Below are 24,114 nucleotides of genomic sequence, written 5' to 3' on the forward strand. Positions count from 1 at the left end.
GCAAGGGGGACTTTTTCTAAAAATTCTTGTTTTTGACTCTTTTCGTGAAGCAATTCACAACTTATAATTAAGAGAAAAATATAATCCATTTTCCTGCCAAGATTCCTTCTTAGTATCAACAGAAGTTAATGGGATACCCCAATCTAAACGCGCTGTTAAATTATTCCCCTGATGCCAAAGCAAACCCATACCAGTGCTAACCAAAGTGTTAGGATCAGGATTAGAACCGCCATTATTCCAACCAGTACCCATATCTACAAAAGGCGTTAATTGTAAAACCCCCTGCATTTCAGGAACACGCAAAATGGGTAACCTTATCTCTGCGGTTGTTTGCAAGCCATTATCAGTTAATAAATTATCCTGACGGTATCCCCGCACGCTGGTTTGTCCACCAAGACCAAATTGTTCCATAGCTAAAAGTTGTCTATTTGCTAATTGTATATCTGCTTGTAGTAACAGTAAGGTATCCGGCGCTAGGAGACGTAACCACTGTCCTTGTCCGCGCCAACTCAAAAAATGACTATCAGGTGCATTTTCATTGATTGTTGAGCCTAAAAAACCCAATCCCAAGCTAAATTGAGAACGGGTTGCTATTACTTGTTGGCTACTGCGTTGACTCCACTCTTGGAAAAATCGTACAGCAGAAACACGGGTACTTCCCTGATTATCAGCACCAACCGCCAGAGGAAACGGACCAATGTTATCTTCTCCTAAAAAAGTTTGACTGGTTTGGTGGCTGGCTGTTAGTCCCAGGGTAAAATCTTGGCTGGGAGTTTCGATAATTGGTTGACGGAAGCTTAATTCATAGTAGCGTGACCTGGATGTAATATCTAAGCTATTAAAAGGATGTTCTATAATCTCGCTACCACTGCTTCCATAAGCAAAAGTTAGTTTACCGTTACGGGGGTTAACTGGTAAGCTATAGCTGACATCCAAGCCATTACTACCATCGGTATTGGTATAACTGATGTTGATATTATCTCCCAATCCTAATAAGTTGGCTTCATTGAGAACAACTCGCCGTCGAAAACTACCCACACTGGGACTGCGCCCGTTATCTGCTACTATTTGGGTATTAAAAGAATCTGCTTCAGTGACTTTCACTTCTAAGATATTTGTTCCAGGACGAATACCGGCTTGTAAATCCGCAGATATACTTTTTATCAGTGGATTAAGCTGTAAAATTTGTAACCCTTCTAACAGGCGATCGCGCGAAAATGGTTTACCAGCAGCTAGGGAAAGGCGATCGCTAATATAACTCTTTTGCAAACGCCGCGTACCAATCACATTAATCTTTTCTAAACTCCCTTCCACCACTTGCATCACCACCACCCCGTTTTTAATATTTTGAGGAGGAATAATCACACCAGAACTCACATAACCCTGATCTATATACAATTTTGTTAATTCAGAACGCAGTTGTAGCAGTTCAGTAAAAGTAACAGGGCGTTTGGTATAAGCAGCAGCAGCTTTCGCCAGTTCTTCCCCACTAAAAACCGTATTTCCCACAAACTTAAACTCATTCACCACCAACGTAGTGGGTAGCCTCTCTGGACTTACTTCCGGTTGGTTGGGTATTGGTGTGGGAATAGGCAATAATTCGTCTGGAGGTGGTAAAGTCGGTAGAGATTGCGATTCTGGTAAAGGTTGAGTAGAAGGAGGTTTTGGATCAGGCGCTACCTGTGCAAACAGTGGTTCTGGGTTAAGGCAATAAACCAGTATTGCAGGTAGTAGGAACATCTCGCACCTAGCCAAAAAGCCAATTTTTAGAGAAAAATACATTATTTACCCTCCCTTTGAGCAACATTACATCCTAGAGAAGGTAAACCAGACTGAAAACCTCTAGCAGTCACAGGTTGGGCAGTTAAAACTATATCACCCTCCCCATTGCGTACCATCCCCACAGCTTCTACTAATGGTGAAGAGTCTATCTCCTGCTTTTGTGTTATTTGCGTTTCTTCGGAATTATTACTATATATATTAGTATCTCTTGTCACCCATTCGGTTGGTAGAGTTCCAGCACTCAAAGCATCATCAGGGCTAGGTGGTAATCCTCCTCTACCAGTGACAACAAATGCACTCTGACCCTTAGCGACAGTATTGTTATTACCACAACCTTGAGCAATTAACCCTGTTAAGTCTACTAAGTCTGTGGGTAGTTGCACCAGTCCTTGACTAGGATCAACACTGAGAGTTTGAATTGCTACTTGTCCATCATCACCAATATCAGAACTAGCACTGATTTCACTACTATTATTATTTCTAATCCCTTGTAATTGTTCTGTATTCAACTTTCCCCGTGTTTGCAATCCGAACACACGACTAGCATTAATATTAATTTTTCCACCTGTGCCACCAAAGGCGTTAGCAATAATATCACTGTTTTCTGATGGTACTGCAATCACAAAACCATTTTCTGCATTGATGGTAATTTCGCCACCATTACCACGAGTATTTTCTGAACCAGCAGTAGTGGAAATCTCACTGTTGCGACGCAGAAGTAAATTCTGTGTATTTATTGTAATATCGCCACCATTACCCCCGTCATTTTTAGCAGTGATAGAGGCGTTGTCATCCAGTTTAAGGTACTGATTATCTAAAAAAGTAATATTTCCGGCTTTACTCGTTGAAACAGTATTTGTACTGTTAACTTCTATTTTTGCCCCGCTTCTGAGGGTAATTTTTGGGGCTGTAATTTCAATTGTACCTGCGCTACCTTGACTTGTGGCTGTCGCAATACTAGAAATGCTGGCTTGTGTTTGCAGTGTTAAACTATCTCTGGCATTGATATATACATTCCCAGCATTATCCTTTCCTTCTGTGGAAGTATCTAATGTAGAGCTATCACTGATAGATAGGGAGCTTGTTTCTATTAAAATATTTCCGCCTTTTCCATCCCCACTAGTAACGGCTTTAAGGTTACTGTTGTTTGTAATGGATGCGCTTTCATTAGATTGAATAATAATCGCTCCTGCTTTTGAAGTGTTACTAGTATTGGTCTGACTTTCATTTTTGTCTGTTGTTGTTAAGTGACTGTTATTAATCTCAATAGTTTGTGCAACGAATGAGGATGAAGGTGAATATCCAACCAAAATAATTCCAAAATTTCCATCTGCATTGATTTGGCTATTGTTAATTATTTGGATACTATCTGGGGCATTCATATAGATAATTCCAGCTAACCCAGAACCTCTATTGTCGGCTTTAACTGTAGCCCCATTCATATAAACAGAACCGCTTTCAGAGTAAATCTGAATTTTAAAGTCTTCGTATTTATCGTTTTGGGCATCACTTGTAATCTGGCTATTATTGACTAGAGAAACATCTCTGTCGGCTGTGAGTAAAATATCTCCTGGAATTCCAGTTCCAGAAGTTTTTGCAATAATTTGGGTATTGTTTAAAGTGATAGAAGGAGCATTAATTATCACATCTCCACCTTGACCATCCTTAGCATCAGTACCAATAATCAGTCCCTGTAATGTGAGTGGTGTTTGACTTATAAAACGAATGCTTCCAGAATTACCTGTTTGGTTAGATTGGGTAGTAACATCTGGATTAGATGGATTTTCTCTTTTTTCCCTACCCTTAATAGTAATTTTACGACCCTCAAGTTTTATACTCCCTGCATTACCTGTTGTACCATGATCATTAGCGATGCTTTTTGTAACAATCGCTCCACCACCGTTAGGATACACAGTAATTGCACCTTGTTTCGCTGTCAGTATAATATCTCCAGAGTTCCCAGAGTTTCCATTACCTTTATCTACAGTTGAATTTGTGAATATTCCCCCATTTACTGTGATATTTCCACTGGTGCTGGTAAGTTGTATAGTTCCAGAATTCCCAGCATTTGCTTTTTCACCTTTCGCCAACACAGAAGCATTTATAGCTCCTGATGGAGGGCTTTTCAAGTTTGAACCTATATCTATATCTTTATTAGCTTGAATAGTTATATTTCCCGCTTTGTAGTTGGTATCTAATGAATAGCTATCTACAAACGCACCTAGTGCAAAATAACGATCCTTATCATCAACAGTATTAGTTCCCTTATAAATTCCACCTCTGATTACCACTTTACCATGCTCAGATTTCAGTGAAATATTGCCGCTACTACCATTATTACTTTGGCTTTTAAAACTCGCAGTAGATATCAAATTACCAATTATATCTTCTTTGGCTTCAAGAGCTACAGAACCTGCATTTCCAGAATTAGGAGTGGTTGAAATCAGGTCGAAATTAATATTTTCTGTTGCTGTTAAGGTGACATTTCCACCTGATCTTACTTCTCCCTGTAAGTCTAACTTTCCCCCCTTTAGTGTCAAGTCATTTTGTATTGTTAAATTTCCCCGACTTCTAATATCCCCTGGTTGTGAACCAAACTGCACACCCACTGGTACACTCGTTGTAAATAATGGCATTTGGGGATTAGTTGCGCTAAATTCACTCCCATCAGGAAATGTAAAACTATTAGCTGTAGTTGCAAAAAATGCACCTTGAATATCTAACTGTACATCTTTACCAAAAATAATTCCATTGGGATTGAGTAAATACAGATTTGCTGCACCATTTACTCCCAACGTTCCCAAAATATGAGAGACATTACTACCTGTCACCCGACTAAAAATATTATTGACACCTGAAGGATTAGCAAAATATACCCTTTGTCCATTGTTGACATTAAATTCTGAGAAACTATGAAATAGACTACTTCCTCTTCTTGCTCCATCTGTTATTAAATCAGCATTGACACCGGAAGTTATACGAGAACTTTCATTTCCTAAAGTGTCATCTGGTTGAATTTGTGCTAAAGCAGGGGTACTAGTAATAAATGTTGCCCCAATTATGGGAGCAACCATCTTACTAGCTATGTAATGTAAACTTTTTTGCTTGTCAATAACCACATCCCTGTTTTTATTCATGGTAAGTATTTGTAATTCTTATGCTGCAAAATGTAATAAATTTGACAGAAGCCAATACAAACCTAATTTACGGTCTTAAATTAAATATTACATTTTTTTACAAAAAAAATCAGTGTAATTTCTATATTTTACAGAAATTATAAGGTATTATGTGTCTGTGTCAAATATTGTTGAAAATATAACTTGTTATAGAAAAGATTTTGCTTTTCAATCATGTTGTATTGAAAATACTTTTATAAAAACATGAATAGCTTTGAGGATGCATTTATTTCTTATGGGAGAGCAGATAGCAAAGCTTTTGCTACTTTACTCCATGACAGACTGGTAGAAAAGGGTTTGGATATTTGGTTTGACCAAAATGATATTCCTTTGGGTGTTGATTTCCAGAACCAAATTGATGACGGGATTGAAAAGTCAGACAATTTTTTGTTCATCATTGCACCGCACTCTATTAACTCACCTTACTGTCGCAAAGAAATTGAATTAGCACTCCGGTGCAACAAACGAATTATTCCTCTGCTGCACGTAGAACAAATTACTCAAGAAACCTGGCAGCAACGCAATCCTGGAAAAGAACCCAGCGAGTGGGAAACATACAAAGCCCAAGGATTACACTCCAGTTTTCCCAATATGCACCCTGCCATTGGTAAAATTAACTGGGTATATTTCCGTGAGGGTATAGATGATTTTGAAAAATCTTTCGCTGGACTTTTAGAAATATTTTCCCGTCATCAAGAATATGTGCATCAGCACACCTATTTATTAGCGAAAGCACTGGAATGGGAACGGGAGCAAAAACAGTCACGATACCTATTAATTGGAGAAGAAAGGGGAAAAGCTGAAAATTGGTTAAAAACTAAGTTCCCAGAAGAACAACCGCCCTGTGAGCCAACAGACTTACATTGTGAGTTTATTTGTGAAAGTACCAAAAACGCTAATAACCTGATGACTCAGGTGTTCCTCTCCTACTCAGAACAGGAGAGAACTTTCATGGATAAACTGGCCAAAACTTTGATGCGGGAAAGCTTCACGGTTTGGACAAATAAAACAGATATTAAATCAGGATCAGATTTTTTAGAGGCTATTTACCGAGGCATTGAAGAAGCAGATAATTGTGTTTTTCTCATGTCTAGGGGATCTTTGGCTTCAGAATACTGTCAGATGGAATTATCCTATGCTTTGTCTTTGAAAAAGCGGATTATTCCTTTATTGATTGAGGATATAGATGTAAATTTGATTCCTCCAGAATTAGCTTCCTTACAGTTCATCAATTTTATAGATGGTGAGGGAGAAAAAGAATATCAGATAGATACGGGAAATCTAATTAATGTCCTGCGGCAAGATGCAGCTTATTACGAGCAAAATAAAATCCTGTTAGCAAAAGCTTTGAAGTGGGAACGACAAAAGTGTAATCCTAATATTTTATTACGAGGCTACAATCTCCGCAATGCTGAGGCTTGGTTGAAGGTAGGAAAGCAGAATGCACAACATCCACCCACACCATTACAAGAAAAATTTATTACAGAAAGTCTCAAGCAACCACCAGAAGCTTCTCTCGATGTATTTATTTCCTATTCTCGTGCGGATTCTGATTTTGCTCGCAAGCTGAATGATACATTGCAAATTCAAAATAAGCGGACTTGGTTTGATCAAGAAAGTATAGCTTCGGGTACAGATTTTGAACAGGAGATTTACCGAGGTATTGAATGTGCCAACAACTTTTTATTTATTATTTCTCCTCATGCTATCAGTTCTCCATACTGTGCTACAGAAGTAGAGTATGCAATGAAATTGAATAAGCGAATTGTTACTGTACTGCTGAGAGAAGTTGATCCTGCTAATCTCCATCCAGGTTTAGCGAAAGTGCAGTGGATTGATTTCCGCAAATATGGGGGAGACTTTCTTACCAACTTTGGCGAACTGACTAGAACTTTGGACACAGACCCGGATTATGTGCGATCGCACACTCGGTTATTACTCAAGGCTAAAGAGTGGGATCAACAGGGAAGAGATGACAGTTTTGTAGTCCGGGGTAAAGACTTAATAGCGTCAGAAGAATGGCTCAAACAATCCGAAAACAAAGAACCAGCCCCCACAGAACTGCATCTGGCATATTTGGCAGCTAGTCGCGCTCTTCCCTATCGCAAAATCAAGCCCCGTAGCGTTTTACTGACTAGCTTGGGTGTAACAGTCTTGATGTTTATCGGCAGGTTTTTCTTTGGACTCACCCAACCATTAGAACTAGCATTTTATGATCAGATGATGCGGTTGCGTCCCAATGAATCCCCAGATGAACGCTTGCTGATGGTGGACGTTGATCCAGAAAGCCTAGACAAATTGGGAGAAAATCCCAAATATCAAAATGGTAGAGGCTCAATTGCCGATGCGGCCTTAGATGATGTACTGAAAATTTTATCGGCATCTCAACCCAGTGCGATCGGTTTAGACTTCGTGCGGAATTTTCCCGCCCAAGGTAGTTTGGCAGAAACCATGAAGCAAACCAAAGCCCTGTACGTAGTTTGTAAAAGCAGTTATGAAAATGAACGGGGTGAGAAAATTCCTGGCTTTCAGCATCCTCCCGAAGTGTCATTAGATCGGGTTGGGTTTAGTGACATGGTCGATGATGATAGCGGTGGTGGTTGGTACATCCGACGCAGCTATTTGATGCAAGAACCAGATCCTAAATATTGCAATACCAGGGAATCCTTAAGTTTAGTAATTACTCGGCACTATTTAGAAGCCCAAAAACAGCAATACATATCTCCCTTCGATCCAGAGAGTAAAGAATATCAGCCGAATATGCAGTTTGGCCAAACTCACATTCCCCAACTCATGGGTAATGGAGGTGGTTATCAGAGTATGAATAACCAACTCAAAGGCTATCAAACAATGCTCAAATACCGGGTCTCTGACGGTGAGCCTGGTAAATTTGCTCCCAGAGTCAGTATTGTCGATGTTTTAGACAACAAAGTTGCTCCAGAGAAAATCAAAAATCGGATTGTACTGATTGGTTTCACTGATAGACAAAGTAGACAAGCCGACTATTGGAATACACCCTATGGCGATGTTGCAGGAGTAACTTTGCACGGACAGATGATCAGCCAGATAATCAGCGCCGTTTTAGATAATCGCCCGTTGATTTGGTGGTGGTCTATTGGCTATGAAACACTGTGGATGTTTGGCTGGTCTTTGGTGGGAGCTATGGTTTGTTGGCGATTAAATCGCCCACTGCATTTGGTAGTGGCTGTGGTTGGTTCTGTTAGCTGTATCTACCTTGTCTGCTATTTAATTCTAGTTTACCAAAGCGGTTGGATTCCTTTTGTACCACCAGCCTTAGCATTACTGGCTACAGGTGGAGGAGTTGTGTTTTTAACTTATCAATTACGAAAAGTTTAGTTTACTCAGGAGGTTATGAAATCATGATCAAGCGATCGCTCTTACAAAAAACTATCACCATCTGCACACTCACAACTCTGTGTTCTGGAAGTTTGCTTTCCCCTATATTTCTGCCACAAGCACAAGCTCAATCTGCTTTTGAGCGCATCCAGTCAATTTTTACTGGTAGAACAAGGGAAGGATCCGCTTCCGGGCGATCGCGTGGAGGAGCAACCCGCTCAAAATGCTCTCAAATAGACAGCAAGAACCTCATAGCTTTAGCTCCTGAAAACAATGAAGGCTTAACAACAAAGGAATATCCTGAATTCTGGTTTTATCTGCCCTTTGGTGGTGATTCCCAGTCTCCCCCAGCCAAATTCAGATTGCAGGATGAACAGAAAAAATCTGTCTTAACCAAACCGTTACAACTTCCCTTACCTGACAAAAAAGGCATAGTCCATTTTAGCCTTCCCAAAACTGAAAAACCCCTCTCTGTTGATCAGCGATACCGCTGGTATTTCACCATTACTTGTACCAATGACGAAGGTTCAGAAACAAAAATTTCTGTTGATGGTTGGATTAAACGAATTGAAGCCAACTCTACTCTTGTACAGCAGCTAAATAACACCCCTCCTCAAAACCAATATGTTCTGTATGCAGAAAATAACATCTGGCATGAAACCATTAGCCAACTAGCACAATATCGCACCATTCATCAAGATGATTGGTCTAAACTCTTATCCCTGTATGATCTGGGAGAATTTGCTCCATCTTCAATTTCTGAACTCAACCCTCTTTAATACATACTTTATGTGAGGCTGCACAGAATTATGAAATCCATTAATTCATTCGTATTTATCTGCGTTTATCTGTGTTTATCGGCGGTTAATTCTACTTGAAATCTTACTTATATGCAGTTTCATCTTAATTTGGTATAAGTGGAATTTCGGTAACTTTATATAATTTAAATCTGCTAAATGGAAAATTTTTTGCAGCTAACTTTCAATCAGGGGCAAACAGCAACAGCAGTCAAAGTATCTGAAGTATCAGAATTACCAACAGCACTGGAGCAATTGGGGCTAATTGGTTCTCGTCCCAGTTTAGTCATTGTTGGAGGTGCAAGTCAGATTAGTACAGCCGATTTTATCCGTATCCAAAGCTTATTTGTGGAAGTGTTAGCCCCCATAGCCCAAACCTTGGGTACTTATGTTGTCGATGGCGGTACAGATGCCGGAGTGATGCAATTAATCGGTCACGCTCGTAGGCAAATCAATGGCCAATTTCCCCTGGTTGGTGTAGCACCCACAGGCAAAGTAATCCTCCCTGCTCAAACTACTACTGTAGCTGATGATGCCACACCCCTAGAACCAAATCATACTCATTTTGTGCTGATTCCAGGCTGTAATTGGGGGGATGAATCACCTTGGATAGTAGAAGTTGCAACTGTATTAGCAGAGGGCGCTCCCTCGGTAACTATACTGATAAATGGCGGAGAAATCACTTTTCTAGATGCGGCTAATAGCGTTAACGCTGGACGATTGGTAATGGCGATCGCAGGTAGTGGCAGAACAGCTGATAAACTAGCTTCTGCTTTACATGGTAACGCCACCGATGACCGAGCTAAAGAATTAGCTGCTTCTGGAAAATTGCAAACAATCGACTTAGAAGCCGGCTGGGAAACCTTAACCAATACCATTACTAATTTACTTTCTAATTAAGGAGTGAATCATGGCAAATCAAGACCCTTATCGGGAGTTTTTAAAGCAAGATTTTATCAACATCATTGAAGCATTAAATCTGCCAGAATTATATCAACATTTTTTAACTTCCCGTTGGTTAGATCAACTGCTTTGGATGGAAGCACAAGCAGGTAAGGCACGAAATCGGTATTATACTTTGCGTTTAATTACGATTATTGGCGGTGTCGCCCTCCCTGCTTTGGTTAGTCTGAATATTAATAATATTGAAATTCGAGATAGCATTGTCTGGTTAACTTTTAGCCTCAGTCAAATCGTGGCTATGAGTGCTGCTATTGAAGAATTTTTCCACTATGGTGAACGTTGGCGGCATTATCGCCGCACGGCTGAATCTTTGAAAACTCAAGGTTGGCAATTTTTTCAACTGACGGGATCTTATGTCAATTGTATTAACCATGAACAAGCATTTACGGCTTTTGCAAATCAAATAGAAGATATTATTCAGCGTGATGTAGAAGTTTATGCCAGCCAAGTTGTCCAAGAGAAAAAACAAGAAGAAGATGATAAAAATGGCAAGCAAGATGTGATCAGTATCAAGTCAGAAAATTGAAATTGTTGTAAAAATTCAGGAGTCAGGAGAATAAAGGCTTTTTTAATCAACTTTGATGATTTTGATAAAATCTCACTCCTGACTCCTGACTCCTGACTTACAACAGACCGGGAATGCTCTAAATCCTAGTAGCGTGAATGGGTTTTAGCGTTTCTACAAATTCATTTTCTTTCAAAATTGCATACAAATTCACATCTTCCTCTAACAAACAAGCATGACCGCTATCAGGTAAGATTAAATTTTGAGAATTAGGTAAAATATTATCTAACCGTTCTACCTCACTCACAGAAGGTAGCAAGCGATCGCTTCCCCCGGCTATCAGTAAGACCTGCTGTTTGAGTTGTTGCAATTTTTCCTCTTCAATATGAAACTCACGCAACAACGACAAACGCCAATTGACTGTTTCTGCGGGTAAAGAACGCATAGTTCTGAGTAGTTCATGGCGAATACTACTAGACATCCGTGATAACGATGCCAAAAATGGTAACAATCCCAATGCACCAACATCATAAAACCATGATGGTACTAAATCAGTTAGTTGAGATAAAGAGTTCAACCAAGGTCGCAGTTGAAAAGCTGAAGCGGGATTAATTAAAATAATACGTTTAAATAAATGTGGTGATTGGGTAGCGACTTTCATAGCCAAACAACCACCAAAAGATTCTCCACATAAATAAACTGGACGGTGACAACTTTTTTCTAATTCTGCGTGAATTAAGTCTAAAACATTACTAGTCAGCACCTCCCAGGTTGTGAGGTCTTGTCTGGGGATCGCTAAACAACGGACATCAAAGCCTACTTCTAAGCCAGCAGTTTGCGATCGCAACAGTTGACCAGTTCCATCCATTCCAGGCAAATAGACAAACAGCGGATATTCTGGTTGCACTCGTTTGGGAGTCAGGAAACAAGGTTTAAGTTTAACGTCTGCCATTTTGCCAATGTATCTACAATCTATTAGACCTTGTTTTACTTTACCGTTTCATTGGCAATCATGGGGAAGATAGGTGACAGGTGACAGGTGACAGGTGACAGTAAAGAGGGTAGGGAGATGAGGAGATGAATTAATGACCAATGAATAATGACTAAAATCAACTTTTCGAGATAAAAATAAGCCGAGTCTGAAACTATGATTACAGATTTTAGTGAAGTTTGAATGAATTATATATAAATAAGTGAAATCGCTTAACCTATCCTTCACAAACTCACTTAAGGCAGGTAATTCATAATTGACAATTCCTAAAAGTGATTTTCCTTCCCCAATTTCCTATCTTCAATCAATTAGTATATTTTTTGTAAAAATTTCGCATTTTTTCTTGATGTAATTTTTACATTTCTTTACCATAAGCTTCAGCATCTATTAATAACACCATGCTGGGTGATCAGATAGAAATGTATAAATCAGATATTTGAGAGATTAAGCCTAATATTTATAGATTTTGATTGATTAATAGGAGCATCAAAATTTAGTAATAAACAGCTTACAACATGATTAGTAACAAGTATTTACCGTAATTTTTGGATAAATCAGTAGAATTTTTAGATACTAAAAAACAATTATTGAGGTGAGAAATTTGCTAATATTAAGTTAAAGTTTGAAAAAATAGTTGCAATGTTATATAATTACCTGGTTTTACAGGATTAACTAAGCAAAAAATCTGTTTAATAATTTGTTTTTTATTGTGTATGAATCTAGTGAATAAAACTTCAAAAACCTTTGCACTGACCACACCTCTATACTATGTAAACGATGTACCCCATATTGGTAGTGCTTACACCACAATGGCTGCGGATGTTGTAGCTAGGTTTCAACGCTTATTAGGACATCAGGTACTGCTAATTACCGGTACGGATGAACATGGGCAGAAAATCCAGCGGTCAGCAGCCAGTTTAGAAAAACCACCACAGGAGTTTTGTGATCAAATTGTACCCAGTTTCATCAATTTGTGGCAGGTTCTCAACATTCAATATGATCGCTTTAGTCGCACTACTGCGTTGAACCATCACGCCATAGTCAAAGAATTTTTCCAGAGAGTTTGGGAAAATGGCGACATTTACCAAGGACAACAAAAAGGCTGGTATTGTGTATCCTGCGAAGAATTTAAGGAAGAACGAGAACTACTAGATGGAAAACGCTGCCCTATACATACTACCAAAGAAGTAGAGTGGCGAGATGAACAGAATTACTTTTTCCGTCTATCCAAGTATCAAACTAAACTAGAGGAATTTTACCAATCTGTCCCAGATTTTATTCAACCACCAAGCCGACGTAATGAAGTTCTCAACTTTGTCGGTCAAGGTTTACAAGATTTTTCGATCTCGCGGGTAAATCTCGATTGGGGTTTTCCAGTACCGGTAGATCCTAAACATACCCTTTATGTTTGGTTTGATGCGCTGCTTGGTTATGTAACAGCATTGTTAGAACCTGATGCAGAACCGACTTTAGCCAATGCTTTAGAAAAATGGTGGCCTATCAATCTACACCTAATTGGTAAAGATATATTGCGTTTCCATGCAGTTTATTGGCCAGCAATGCTGATGTCAGCTGGTTTACCTTTACCAGAGCGAGTATTTGGACATGGGTTTTTGACTAAAGATGGTCAAAAAATGGGAAAAACTCTGGGTAATACCCTTGATCCTATCTCATTAGTCCAACGTTATGGTAGTGATGCCGTTCGTTATTACTTCCTTAAGGAAATCGAATTTGGCAAGGATGGAGATTTTAATGAAATTAGGTTCATCAATGTTCTTAATGCAGATTTGGCAAATGATTTAGGTAATTTGTTAAATCGTACCTTGAACATGGTGAAGAAATACTGCACTGGTAAAGTGCCGTCAATCGATCCAGAAGCGATTCCCAATGAAAATGCTTTAAAAGCGATTGGCTTAGGTCTGGGGGAACAGGTGAAACAAGCATACACAGCTTTAGCTTTTAATGAAGCCTGCCACTCTGTTTTGTCGCTGGTACAAGCCAGTAATAAGTTTATTGATGAACAAGCTCCTTGGTCATTATATAAACAGGGAAAACAGGAGGAAGTAGAAGTGGTGTTGTACACAGTTCTTGAATCTGTGAGACTAGCAGCTTATCTCCTATCCCCGATTATTCCCAATATTAGCAGTGATATTTATCAGCAACTAGGCTGGGGAATTAATTTTAACGATCAAATAGAAACTTCAATTGTTGCGCCTTTTAGTACCCATGCAATATGGGGCTTGCTATCAGATAAACAACAGTTGGGTACACCCCAACCCATTTTTAAACGGATAGATACCCTAAAAAACGATTAACACTTGCCATTTTTGATTGAGTTTAAAGACTGAACGGGGCTAAAAAATTCAGCCCCGGCACATTATCATAAGCCAATCTAACAATTATGTAAAACTTATACCAAGAAAGAAAAATGATGGCAACAAATGGATGTACATAACCTAAACGCATCAAGCGATTTCCAATCCATAATCCATAATCCAAAATGGTATTCGTGATTTCTACTCAAAATAACAGGGATAACAACCGAGGTATGACAATGATGTTGAATAATTTGGAAAATGATTCTATTTTTACACCAGAACAAGTTTTAGAAAATCGTGGTCGTGTGGCCATCTTTATTGATGGCTCAAATTTATTTTATGCGGCTTTACAATTAGGAATCGAAATAGATTACACTAAGCTTTTATGCCGTTTAACTGGCGGTTCAAGACTGTTGCGGGCTTTCTTCTACACTGGTGTAGACCGGACGAATGAAAAACAGCAGGGGTTTTTGTTGTGGATGCGTCGGAACGGTTATCGGGTCATTGCTAAGGATTTGGTGCAACTGCCAGATGGGTCAAAAAAAGCTAACCTAGATGTGGAAATAGCTGTTGATATGATGGCGTTGGTCGATTCCTATGATACCGCTGTTTTAGTTAGTGGTGATGGCGATTTGGCTTATGCTGTAAATTCGGTCAGTTATCGGGGTGTTAGGGTAGAGGTGGTGAGTTTGCGGTCTATGACTAGTGATAGCTTAATTAATGTGAGCGATCGCTATATTGATTTAGAAGCCATCAAAGAAGATATTCAAAAAACACCCCGTCAAAGCTATCCTTATCGACCATTATCGAGTCTGGGATTCTTGGACGATCCTAGAGATAGCGAAGGACATCTAGAAATTCCCGAATAATCATGCAAGATCAACAAGGCAGGAAGAATGGAAGCACAAATTCACAACTTCAGGGAGGAAGTAAAACCAAATCTTCCCGCTTCTATTCTGATGATAATTTCAAATTACCACAAAATTGGTCTTACCTGCCTTTGACCTTATTTTTGGTCATTGGTTTGTTTGCTTGTGGTAATCCTACTCCTAATAAACCAAATACAGGGGATTCATCTAATCAGGATACCAATAGTAAGTTAACTTTTTTTGGCGTGGCTTTAGAACAATTTGATGAAGTAGGTAGACCAATTTGGAAAGTCAAAGCTAAAAAGGCAAAATATACCAAAGAGAAGGAAATTGGTGAAGCACAAAATCCCGATGGTGAACTCTACCAAGATGGTAAAATAGTTTACACAATTAAAGCGGAAACAGCGGATATTCAGCAGGATGGTAAACAGCTATTCCTTAAAGGTAAGATTATTGCTACTGATCCCCGTAATGGCACTATTTTAAAAGGTAATGAATTAGAATGGCGACCTAAAGAAGATTTATTAATTGTTCGTAATCAATTAAATGGGACTCATAAACAACTACAAGCAATGGCTCAAGAAGCAAGAGTCAAAACCCGCGAACAACGAATAGAATTTTCTGGCAAAGTAGTTGCAACATCTGCTGATCCTCAGTTACAAATGCGAACTGAAAAATTAATTTGGCAAATTAAAGAAGAAAAATTAATTAGCGATCGCCCCATTCAAATTGACCGCTATAAGGATAATAAAATTACTGACCGTGGTCAAGGAAATGCTGCTGAAGTTAATTTAAAAACCAAAATTGCAACTATTGAACCTAAAGCCAAACTAGAGTTAGTAGAGCCACCTATGCAAATAGTTAGTAACTCTATGACTTGGAATGTCAATGAAGAAATAGTTAAAGCAAATTCCCCTGTGCGTGTTTTTCACCAAGCTGAAAATGTGACTGTAACTGGTAATCAAGCAGAAATGAAAATTCCCCAAAAAACTGTTTATTTAACAGGCAATGTGAATGCTGTAGGACAACGCAAGCAATCTTTAAAATCAAATCTACTTACTTGGTATTTAGAAAAAAAATTACTAGAAGCACAGGGGAATGTGGTTTATCGTCAAGTAGATCCACCGTTAAATTTTCAGGGTGAAACCGCGGTCGGTAATCTGCAAACAGAAAATATTGTTGTTAAAGGTGGCAGAAGCAACGGTAGAGTAGTAACAGAAATTATTCCCCAGTATTAAATTGGTAATTGGTAATTGGTAATTGGTAATTGGGAAGAATAAACTTTTGCATTTTGCCTTTTGCCTTCTTACTGTCACCTGTCACCTGTCACCTGTCACCTGTTCCCTATTCAACTTCTATACAAAATTTCATTGCGGCTGGGTACGCCTAATTTTGGTACAGTATTTTTCGGTGAGTGGGGAGTAAGCGCGGTAGGAACACCAGATGATACTTGCAGTTCTTTGACCAGATGTTGTAAAAGTTTATCTTGTTCAGCCCGAAAACTGGAGACATTGTAACCACGATTGATGATAGCAAACCAGACCAAACCGCGATCGCGTGTGGGTAAAACTCCAGCTAAAGCACTGACATCACTGAGAGTACCAGTTTTGATCACAGTTGCACCGGGTAAATGTCTAGAGTGTAATGTACCCCGGTGATCTAAACCGGACATGGGGAACAAGTCAGCTAAAGTCAACTGATGAAAAGATGCTTCTCTTTGTAATGCCATGAACATAGCACATACGGCTCTGGGGGAAATCCGATTTTCTCGTCCCAGTCCAGAACCATTAATTAACTGAATTTCCGACTGTGGTACATTGGCAAGATCCGCTGCGGTTGTTTTTACTACATTTGCTCCTCCGACCGACTCCGCTAACATTTCTGCTATGTCGTTATTACTGTAAACATTCATCTCCTTAATTATTTCCTTTAACGGTAAGGAGAGATGACGCACCAATATAGTTTGTTTAGGGTTGGGCTGTGCTGCTACTTTCACAGTACCAGCTATTACTATTTGGGGTTTAGGTGTTCCCTTGGGCATGATGGAATATTGGTAAATCACAGAACGATTCCAGGTTTTGTGATCTAGTGCTTGTTTGAGTAATTGTCCTGCTAACAGAGGATGACGTTGGAAATTCATGGCGAAATTGCCAACAACTACCAAATTTCCCTTAACCTGCTTGATACCGATTTTGTTGAGCGCATTACCAAGTGCGATCGCTTCCTCACCCACAAACATGGGATCACCACTACCGCTAATCACCAAATCACCATTGACCACCCCATTGACTATGGGGCCTGTAGCACTAACCAAAGTTTCAAATTGATGGTCTGGCCCAAAAGTTTTAAAAGCAGCTAATGAAGTAGCCACCTTAGTTAAAGATGCTGCGGGTAGAGGTATTGTCCCTTGGTGATTAGCCATTAACATCGGTCCAGACTGCAACCAAATTCCCTGATGCTTGATCAGATTTTGTGCTACTAGCTTGGAAGTCATCAAGCCCTTGAGATATTCCTGCACCGTTATAGCTCCTGCTGGGTTTGGATCAGGGGCAATAACAAAGCCAGGACTACTTTGCCAAGCCAATGCATCTAAAGCATTTAAAGGTTGGATTTTGACCCCAGCCATATCCAGCCAAAGTGAAACCAAACCTGAACCTAATAATTCCAGCATATTTAATTCCTTGATGTTTGTGAAGATGACAAATATTGTTGATCGTGTTGGCATATTATGCCCTTTCAACTGCTCTTTTTCCCATCGGAAAAGCTTGTCACCAGGAAAAATAAATAATTGACAGCTTAACTATAGGCATCCGGTTTGATTCCTGAATTTTCCTATGTAGGAAGGCAAGAGGCAAAAGGCAAGAGGCAAGAGGATTTGAGAATATAAAGGTGTACCGAGTTTTGTATGGCTACGCCACGCAAGCTATCAAAAATCACATAGGAGTCCTCTATACAGTTTTCATCTGTGCTAATCAGCATTGGGTGTGGGACAAACTATCTTTCCCTACACCCCATATCTTTCTTACCTACATCCTAAAGATTCACGAGTATCTACACCAGTTTTAGAATTTACACCAGTAGCCTTAAGACAGAGTTTGTTTGTCTCTACCCCGTCTAAAATTGCATTGGTAAAATCTGCACCAGTGACATCAACATGATCAAAAACTGAACGCAACATCATTGCATCTGTTAATATTGCATCACTAAAATCAGCATTTTTGAATTTTGCTAAATAAGCAATACCTTGACTAAAATCTACACCATGCAGATTTACACCCTCCAATAAAGTACCGTTAAAAACAACGCCACGTAAGTCAGAATTGCTAAAGTTCGTATTTTCTAACTTGACGTTGGTATACTCAACACCTATTAAACTTTGTCCAGAAAAATCCTGACCTTGTAGTTTTTCCCCAGCAGAACGGGTAATGCTGGAAGAACTTGCTGCTTGTGCTGACAGGGGAAACACAAACAACACTACTGCTAAAACCAAACCAGCGAGTATTTGCCAATACTTCATAACTTTTGCTTAATAAATCTCAACATTTACACTATTTATTATTAAACAGCACTGGGGAAGACAAGTAATGATAATCCCGTAGGATAGATTAATGTTGATGTGCGATCGCCTAAAATACCTGTGGCTAATCAAGAAAATATCACCCCATCTCTAGCACGAACCCCTTTATATCAAACTGGTGTAGAACTTAAAGCCCGTTTTACCAGCTTTGGAGGCTGGGAAATGCCTGTACAATATACCAGTATTACCAAAGAACACGAAGCCGTTAGAAATAATGCCGGAATGTTCGATATTTCCCACATGGGTAAATTTACTCTTCAAGGTAAAAACGTCATTGACCAACTGGAAAACTTAGTTCCCTCCCATTTAAGTCGTCTGCAACCCGGTCAAGCTCAATACACAGTATTATTAAATCCCCAAGCAGGAATTATTGACGACATAATTATTTACTACCAAGGTCTAGACACCATTGGTACACAAAAAATCGTAATTATAGTCAATGCCGCAACCACCGATAAAGACAAATCCTGGATATTGGCACACCTGGATTTGAAAACAGTCGAATTTCAAGACCATTCACGGGATAAAATCTTAATCGCCGTTCAAGGGCCAAAAGCTACCAGCCATCTTCAGTCCTTAGTGACAGCAGATTTAACCCCCATCAAAGCCTTTGGACACCTAGAAACAACAATCTTTGGACAACCCGCATTCCTAGCTCGTACAGGTTACACTGGGGAAGATGGTTTTGAAGTCATGGTGGATTCAGAAATCGGAACAGAATTATGGCAACGTCTCTATGATGCTGGTGTTGTCCCCTGTGGACTTGGTTGTCGAGACACCCTCCGTCTCGAAGCCGCAATGGCACTTTATGGACAAGATATCGACGATAGCACCACACCCCTAGAAGCGGGTTTGGGTTGGCTAGTACATTTAGATAGCAAACATGATTTTATCGGGCGTAGTGTTTTAGAACAGCAAAAAACCCAGGGAGTGCAACGTAAACTTGTAGGTTTGCAAACCCAAGGCAGAAATATTGCCCGTCACGGCTACCCCGTATTATTATCGGGTAAAGCAGTAGGAGAAGTAACTAGTGGTACTTTCTCACCTACACTTGGTTATCCCATCGCTTTAGCTTACGTTCCTAGCCAGTTAGCAACTACAAAACAGCAGCTAGAAGTGGAAATTCGCGGCAAAGCTTATCCCTCAGTCGTGGTCAAACGTCCCTTCTATCGGTCACAAAATCGTGTTACTAGCTGATAACCTTTGGGGTTTTTGAGGAATAATGTCTTTTGGGTTACTCTGGTAACACCAATTTTTTAACGTGGAAGAGGAAGTTTTATGTCTGAATATCCGCAGGATTTGCGCTATCTAGATACTCATGAATATGTACGCCTAGATGGAGAAATCGCCACTATTGGTATCAGTGAATATGCTATAGAACAATTGGGTGAAATTGTATTTTTGGAAGTATCAGAAATTGGTGATGCTATCTCCAAAGGAGAACGATTTGGCACAATTGAATCTGTGAAAGCTGTTGAAGAAGTGAATGCACCCATCAGCGGTACAGTTATAGAGCGCAACGACAGCGTAATTGACGACCCTGAACTAATCTCTGATGATCCCTATGGTGAGGGCTGGTTTATCAAAGTGCGTGTTGATGACCTTGGCGAAATTGATGATACTTTGACATTTGATGAGTATAGGGCTTTAGTAGAAGGTGAGTAAGTAATACATTTTGGATTGTGAAAATCTTGTGATAAGTACCTGAGCAAAATTAATTGCATATTTTTGGAACAAATACAGCAGAAGTCAGGAATCAGGAGTAAAACTCTCTTGTTATCTAGGTTTCAATTTAGATTCTGTACTTCATGGAATTGTAATCTGCTGTAAAAATCTCTGTAATGCTTATCTGTTCCCCTTCGGGTGATGCTTCCTGCACGCTACGCGATCGCCAGTCGCCACAAGTCGGGAAACCCGCCCAAGGCACTGGACTCACCTGTTAAGAGTTCCCTCTCCTAAATGTACAATTTATTTTGCACGACTACTTATCAGCTTTTTATCTTTCCATCTGTTGCATTCAAAATTCACAATTTATAACATATAGAGACGTTTCATTAAACGTCTCTACTTGTATTAACGAATTATGAAATTTTAGATAAATAGAAAAGTTGTCTCTGTCTGAACAACAGTAATCATTACAATATATTAATTAGTAGCATCAGGAGAACAGTTTGTGGTATTAAATCCCCCTCGTCCCCAGTCTGTCTGCAACATTTTGGCTGACAACAGTCAGAAATTAACTAGTTTTGCTCAAAGACACATTGGACCCAATTCTGGTGATATTCAGCAAATGCTAGAAGTATTAGGTTTGACAAACCTTGATGACTTAATTGATAAAACAGTACCTCAAGCCATTCGCTTTAATCAAACCCTACAATTACCAACAGCACAAAGCGAACATACCGCACTGGCAAAATTAAAACAAATAGCTGATAAAAATCAAGTTTACCGTTCATACATCGGCATGGGGTATTATGATTGCATCACCCCAACGGTTATTCAACGCAACATCCTAGAAAATCCCGGTTGGTACACAGCTTACACACCTTATCAACCAGAAATTGCCCAAGGACGTTTAGAAGCACTGTTAAATTTCCAAACCATGATCATTGACTTGACAGGTTTAGAAATTGCAAACGCATCTTTATTAGATGAAGCCACAGCAGCAGCAGAAGCCATGAGTATGAGTTATGGTATCTGCAAAAATAAATCACATCACTATTTTGTCTCCCGTGAATGTCATCCTCAAACTATAGATGTATTGCAAACACGCGCAAAACCTTTAGGCATAAACATCATTATCGGTGATCATCAAACCTTTGATTTTTCAGAATCCATCTTTGGTGCAATTCTTCAATATCCCGCAACTGACGGTAAAATTTACGACTATCGCCATTTTATAGAAAAGTCCCATGCTCAGGGTGCATTGGTGACTGTAGCCGCAGATCCTTTAAGTTTAACATTACTTACACCCCCTGGTGAATTAGGGGCTGATATTGCCGTAGGCAGCACACAACGTCTCGGTATTCCCTTGGGATTTGGGGGACCACACGCTGCTTATTTTGCCACTAAGGAAGAGTATAAACGGCTAGTTCCAGGTCGCATTGTCGGAGTATCAAAAGATATTCATGGAAAACTTGCATACCGTCTTGCTTTGCAAACCCGTGAACAACACATTCGCAGAGATAAAGCCACCAGTAATATTTGTACCGCACAGGTTTTATTGGCAGTGATGGCTAGTATGTATGCAGTTTATCATGGACCCGATGGACTCAGAGGAATTGCTGAAAATATTCACCAATTAACCGCAACCTTAGCAGCAGGATTGAAAAAACTAGGTTATAAAATTAGTTCTGAAAACTTCTTTGATACCTTACGGGTAGAATTAGGAAATACCAGATTAGAGGCAATTCTCGATGCTGCTAATGAGAGAAACATCAACTTGAGAATTTTTGATAATTCAAACGTGGGTATTTCCTTAGATGAAACTACCACAGAAGCCGATTTAATTGATCTGTGGCAAATTTTCGCACTAAAAGATGAATTACCTTTTACAGTAGAAGAATTAACTTCTTCATCTCCCCACCTTTCCCTACTTCGTCAAAGTAAATATCTCACCCATCCAGTTTTTAACCGTTATCATTCAGAAACCGAGTTGTTACGTTATTTGCATCAACTAGAATCCAAGGACTTATCATTAACAACTTCAATGATTCCCTTGGGTTCTTGTACCATGAAGTTAAACGCAACTTCGGAAATGATTCCCGTTACTTGGGCAGAATTTGGAAAAATCCATCCTTTTGCGCCAATTTCCCAAACTAGAGGTTATCAAATCCTTTTCCAACAATTAGAAGCATGGTTAGGAGAAATTACAGGTTTTGCCGGAATTTCCTTACAACCAAATGCAGGTTCTCAAGGTGAATATGCCGGACTTTTAGTAATTCATGAATATCATCAAAGTCGAGGAGAAGGACACAGAAACGTTTGTTTAATTCCCCAATCTGCACATGGAACAAATCCTGCAAGTGCGGTCATGTGTGGGATGAAGGTTGTGGGAGTTGCTTGTGATGACCAAGGTAATATTGATGTTGCTGATTTAAACGCCAAAGCAGAAAAACATAGTAGTGAATTAGCAGCGTTAATGGTGACATATCCATCAACTCATGGGGTTTTTGAAGAAGCAATTCAGGAAATTTGTGCGGTAATTCATAGTCACGGTGGACAAGTTTACATGGACGGCGCTAATATGAATGCCCAAGTAGGTATTTGTCGTCCTGGAGATATTGGTGCAGATGTCTGTCATTTGAATTTACACAAAACCTTCTGTATTCCTCATGGTGGTGGTGGTCCCGGTATGGGTCCCATTGGTGTCGCTTCCCACCTTGTACCCTTTTTACCAGGACATTCTGTGGTGAGAATGGGTGGTGATTTGGGTGCTGTTTCCGCTGCACCTTGGGGTAGTGCAAGTATTTTGGTGATTTCTTGGATGTATATTATCATGATGGGTGCAGATGGGTTGACGGAAGCAACCAAAATTGCAATTTTGAATGCTAATTACATCGCTAAGAAATTAGAGTCATATTATCCGGTTTTGTATCAGGGAAAAAATGGTTTGGTAGCACATGAATGTATTTTAGATTTGCGAAGTTTGAAGAAATCAGCGCATATCGAAATTGATGATGTTGCGAAGCGGTTAATGGATTATGGTTTTCATGCACCTACTGTTTCTTGGCCTGTTGCTGGGACAATTATGGTAGAACCAACGGAAAGTGAATCTAAACAAGAATTAGATAGATTTTGTGATGCTTTGATTGCGATTCGTGAGGAAGTTGCGGCAATTGAATCTGGTAAAATGGATATTCAAGATAATCTTTTGAAAAATGCACCTCACACTGCGGAAAGTTTGATTGTTGGTGAGTGGAATCATCCCTATTCCCGTGAACAAGCTGCTTATCCTGCACCTTGGAATAAGGAATATAAGTTCTGGCCAAGTGTGGGTAGGATAGATGCTGCTTTTGGGGATAGGAATTTTGTTTGTTCTTGTTTACCGATGGAGGCTTATAGTTAGTTAATTGTAGGGTGCGTTAATGAAATGTAACGCACCATTTTGATTGTGATTTGTTAATTATTTATTATGTAGTTAGATTTTTTTCGATCAAAAAACTTACAACCTTTTCTTCTAACTCTTTTGGTAAGTATATCCTCATTAAATCATCTCCAAATCCATCTCCAATAGCTGCTTGGATAGTCAGCCAAGAAGAATTACTATTCTCTATAGTTTTTTGCATATTGTGAATTAAATCTATTACGAGGTTAAATGCTTCTTCCGTTATAGTATAAAATGAATCTCCTATTTTCATGAAATCGTACTTAGGAATTTTCTTGCCAAAACTATAGTTAGCATATTCCCTCATATCTTGTAATCCTTGAAAAGTTTCTAGATAACTATTTGGTAGTAATGTTTTCTGTATTAATCTTTCCTGGATATATTTTTTGAGTTTTTGATGTTTAATTTTTGTCAATTCATCTAGCTGAGTTTGATAATCAATGGATAAAGCAGCCATAGACAAGTGAAAAACTGAATAATAAAATCCAATTGGAGGCAATAATATTGTATTGGTGCTTTCCCATATAGCTTGAGAATTTTCTCTAAAGCAGATTGCTGCTAAAAGATGATGAGCAGATTTATGAAGGCGTTCAGACCAAACATATTCGTCTTCTTCTACTGTCACAGCTTGTTTTAAGTCTTTGAGATAATTAGATAGTGAACTCATGATCG

The 24,114-nt window shown here is 39.3% G+C and carries 17 protein-coding genes; 10 read left to right on the forward strand and 7 right to left on the reverse strand.

The annotated features are described in order from the left end of the window. Window positions 1–54: 54 nt before the first annotated feature. Window positions 55–1,782 (reverse strand): ShlB/FhaC/HecB family hemolysin secretion/activation protein, encoded by a 1,728-nt coding sequence (locus ACLLO5_RS14320; protein ID WP_413171188.1) that lies wholly within the window; start codon window positions 1,780–1,782, stop codon window positions 55–57. Further along, complete coding sequence (locus ACLLO5_RS14325) at window positions 1,782–4,919, reverse strand: filamentous hemagglutinin N-terminal domain-containing protein (RefSeq protein ID WP_413171189.1); 3,138 nt, start codon at window positions 4,917–4,919, stop codon at window positions 1,782–1,784. Before ACLLO5_RS14325 ends, ACLLO5_RS14320 begins: the two co-directional genes overlap by 1 nt. A gap of 243 nt (window positions 4,920–5,162) precedes the next feature. Between ACLLO5_RS14325 and ACLLO5_RS14330 the strand changes: the two genes are divergently transcribed. The 4 genes from ACLLO5_RS14330 (at window position 5,163) to ACLLO5_RS14345 (ending at window position 10,601) form a co-directional block, all read left to right on the forward strand. Further along, on the forward strand, window positions 5,163–8,315 hold the full coding sequence (locus ACLLO5_RS14330) for a TIR domain-containing protein (protein ID WP_413171190.1): 3,153 nt from the start codon (window positions 5,163–5,165) through the stop codon (window positions 8,313–8,315). A 23-nt stretch (window positions 8,316–8,338) separates the two neighbouring features. After that, window positions 8,339–9,094: a DUF928 domain-containing protein gene (locus ACLLO5_RS14335; RefSeq protein WP_413171191.1), complete on the forward strand. Its 756-nt coding sequence runs from the start codon at window positions 8,339–8,341 to the stop codon at window positions 9,092–9,094. A gap of 177 nt (window positions 9,095–9,271) precedes the next feature. Next, on the forward strand, window positions 9,272–10,012 hold the full coding sequence (locus ACLLO5_RS14340; RefSeq protein WP_413171192.1) for a hypothetical protein: 741 nt from the start codon (window positions 9,272–9,274) through the stop codon (window positions 10,010–10,012). A gap of 10 nt (window positions 10,013–10,022) precedes the next feature. Then, a complete protein-coding gene (locus ACLLO5_RS14345; protein WP_413171193.1) occupies window positions 10,023–10,601 on the forward strand; it encodes a DUF4231 domain-containing protein in 579 nt (192 codons plus the stop codon). A gap of 118 nt (window positions 10,602–10,719) precedes the next feature. On the opposite strand, the gene ACLLO5_RS14350 is transcribed toward ACLLO5_RS14345, so the two are convergent. Next, complete coding sequence (locus ACLLO5_RS14350; protein WP_413171194.1) at window positions 10,720–11,532, reverse strand: alpha/beta fold hydrolase; 813 nt, start codon at window positions 11,530–11,532, stop codon at window positions 10,720–10,722. Window positions 11,533–12,284: 752 nt separating this feature from the next. Here ACLLO5_RS14350 and metG point away from each other — a divergent pair. The 3 genes from metG (at window position 12,285) to lptC (ending at window position 15,996) form a co-directional block, all read left to right on the forward strand. After that, a complete protein-coding gene (gene metG, locus ACLLO5_RS14355) occupies window positions 12,285–13,886 on the forward strand; it encodes a methionine--tRNA ligase (protein ID WP_413171195.1) in 1,602 nt (533 codons plus the stop codon). Window positions 13,887–14,128: 242 nt separating this feature from the next. Then, window positions 14,129–14,758: an NYN domain-containing protein gene (locus tag ACLLO5_RS14360; RefSeq protein WP_413176093.1), complete on the forward strand. Its 630-nt coding sequence runs from the start codon at window positions 14,129–14,131 to the stop codon at window positions 14,756–14,758. 2 nt (window positions 14,759–14,760) lie between these two features. Continuing rightward, the gene (lptC, locus tag ACLLO5_RS14365) at window positions 14,761–15,996 is read left to right on the forward strand and encodes an LPS export ABC transporter periplasmic protein LptC (protein ID WP_413171196.1); all 1,236 of its coding nucleotides are present in this window, start codon (window positions 14,761–14,763) and stop codon (window positions 15,994–15,996) included. A 110-nt stretch (window positions 15,997–16,106) separates the two neighbouring features. On the opposite strand, the gene ACLLO5_RS14370 is transcribed toward lptC, so the two are convergent. Then, a complete protein-coding gene (locus ACLLO5_RS14370) occupies window positions 16,107–17,429 on the reverse strand; it encodes a D-alanyl-D-alanine carboxypeptidase (protein WP_413176094.1) in 1,323 nt (440 codons plus the stop codon). A 351-nt stretch (window positions 17,430–17,780) separates the two neighbouring features. Beyond that, a complete protein-coding gene (locus tag ACLLO5_RS14375; protein WP_413171197.1) occupies window positions 17,781–18,275 on the reverse strand; it encodes a pentapeptide repeat-containing protein in 495 nt (164 codons plus the stop codon). A 120-nt stretch (window positions 18,276–18,395) separates the two neighbouring features. On the opposite strand from ACLLO5_RS14375, the gene gcvT reads away from it, so the two are divergent. Together gcvT and gcvH are read left to right on the forward strand one after the other, a co-directional pair. Further along, the gene (gene gcvT, locus ACLLO5_RS14380) at window positions 18,396–19,532 is read left to right on the forward strand and encodes a glycine cleavage system aminomethyltransferase GcvT (protein WP_413176095.1); all 1,137 of its coding nucleotides are present in this window, start codon (window positions 18,396–18,398) and stop codon (window positions 19,530–19,532) included. A gap of 81 nt (window positions 19,533–19,613) precedes the next feature. Next, complete coding sequence (gcvH, locus tag ACLLO5_RS14385) at window positions 19,614–20,000, forward strand: glycine cleavage system protein GcvH (RefSeq protein WP_413171198.1); 387 nt, start codon at window positions 19,614–19,616, stop codon at window positions 19,998–20,000. Between the two features lie 127 nt (window positions 20,001–20,127). On the opposite strand, the gene ACLLO5_RS14390 is transcribed toward gcvH, so the two are convergent. Continuing rightward, window positions 20,128–20,271, reverse strand: a complete 144-nt coding sequence (locus tag ACLLO5_RS14390) for a hypothetical protein (protein ID WP_413171199.1) — start codon at window positions 20,269–20,271, stop codon at window positions 20,128–20,130. Between the two features lie 237 nt (window positions 20,272–20,508). Between ACLLO5_RS14390 and gcvP the strand changes: the two genes are divergently transcribed. Next, window positions 20,509–23,403: an aminomethyl-transferring glycine dehydrogenase gene (gene gcvP / locus ACLLO5_RS14395; RefSeq protein WP_413171200.1), complete on the forward strand. Its 2,895-nt coding sequence runs from the start codon at window positions 20,509–20,511 to the stop codon at window positions 23,401–23,403. 64 nt (window positions 23,404–23,467) lie between these two features. On the opposite strand, the gene ACLLO5_RS14400 is transcribed toward gcvP, so the two are convergent. Continuing rightward, window positions 23,468–24,109 carry a hypothetical protein gene (locus ACLLO5_RS14400; RefSeq protein WP_413171201.1) on the reverse strand — a complete coding sequence of 214 codons (642 nt, stop codon included), beginning with the start codon at window positions 24,107–24,109 and terminating at the stop codon, window positions 23,468–23,470. Between the last annotated feature and the right edge of the window lie 5 nt (window positions 24,110–24,114).

The organism is Anabaena azotica SJ-1, from assembly GCF_047275885.1.
Taxonomy (GTDB): Bacteria; Cyanobacteriota; Cyanobacteriia; order Cyanobacteriales; family Nostocaceae; genus Trichormus_B; species Trichormus_B azotica_A.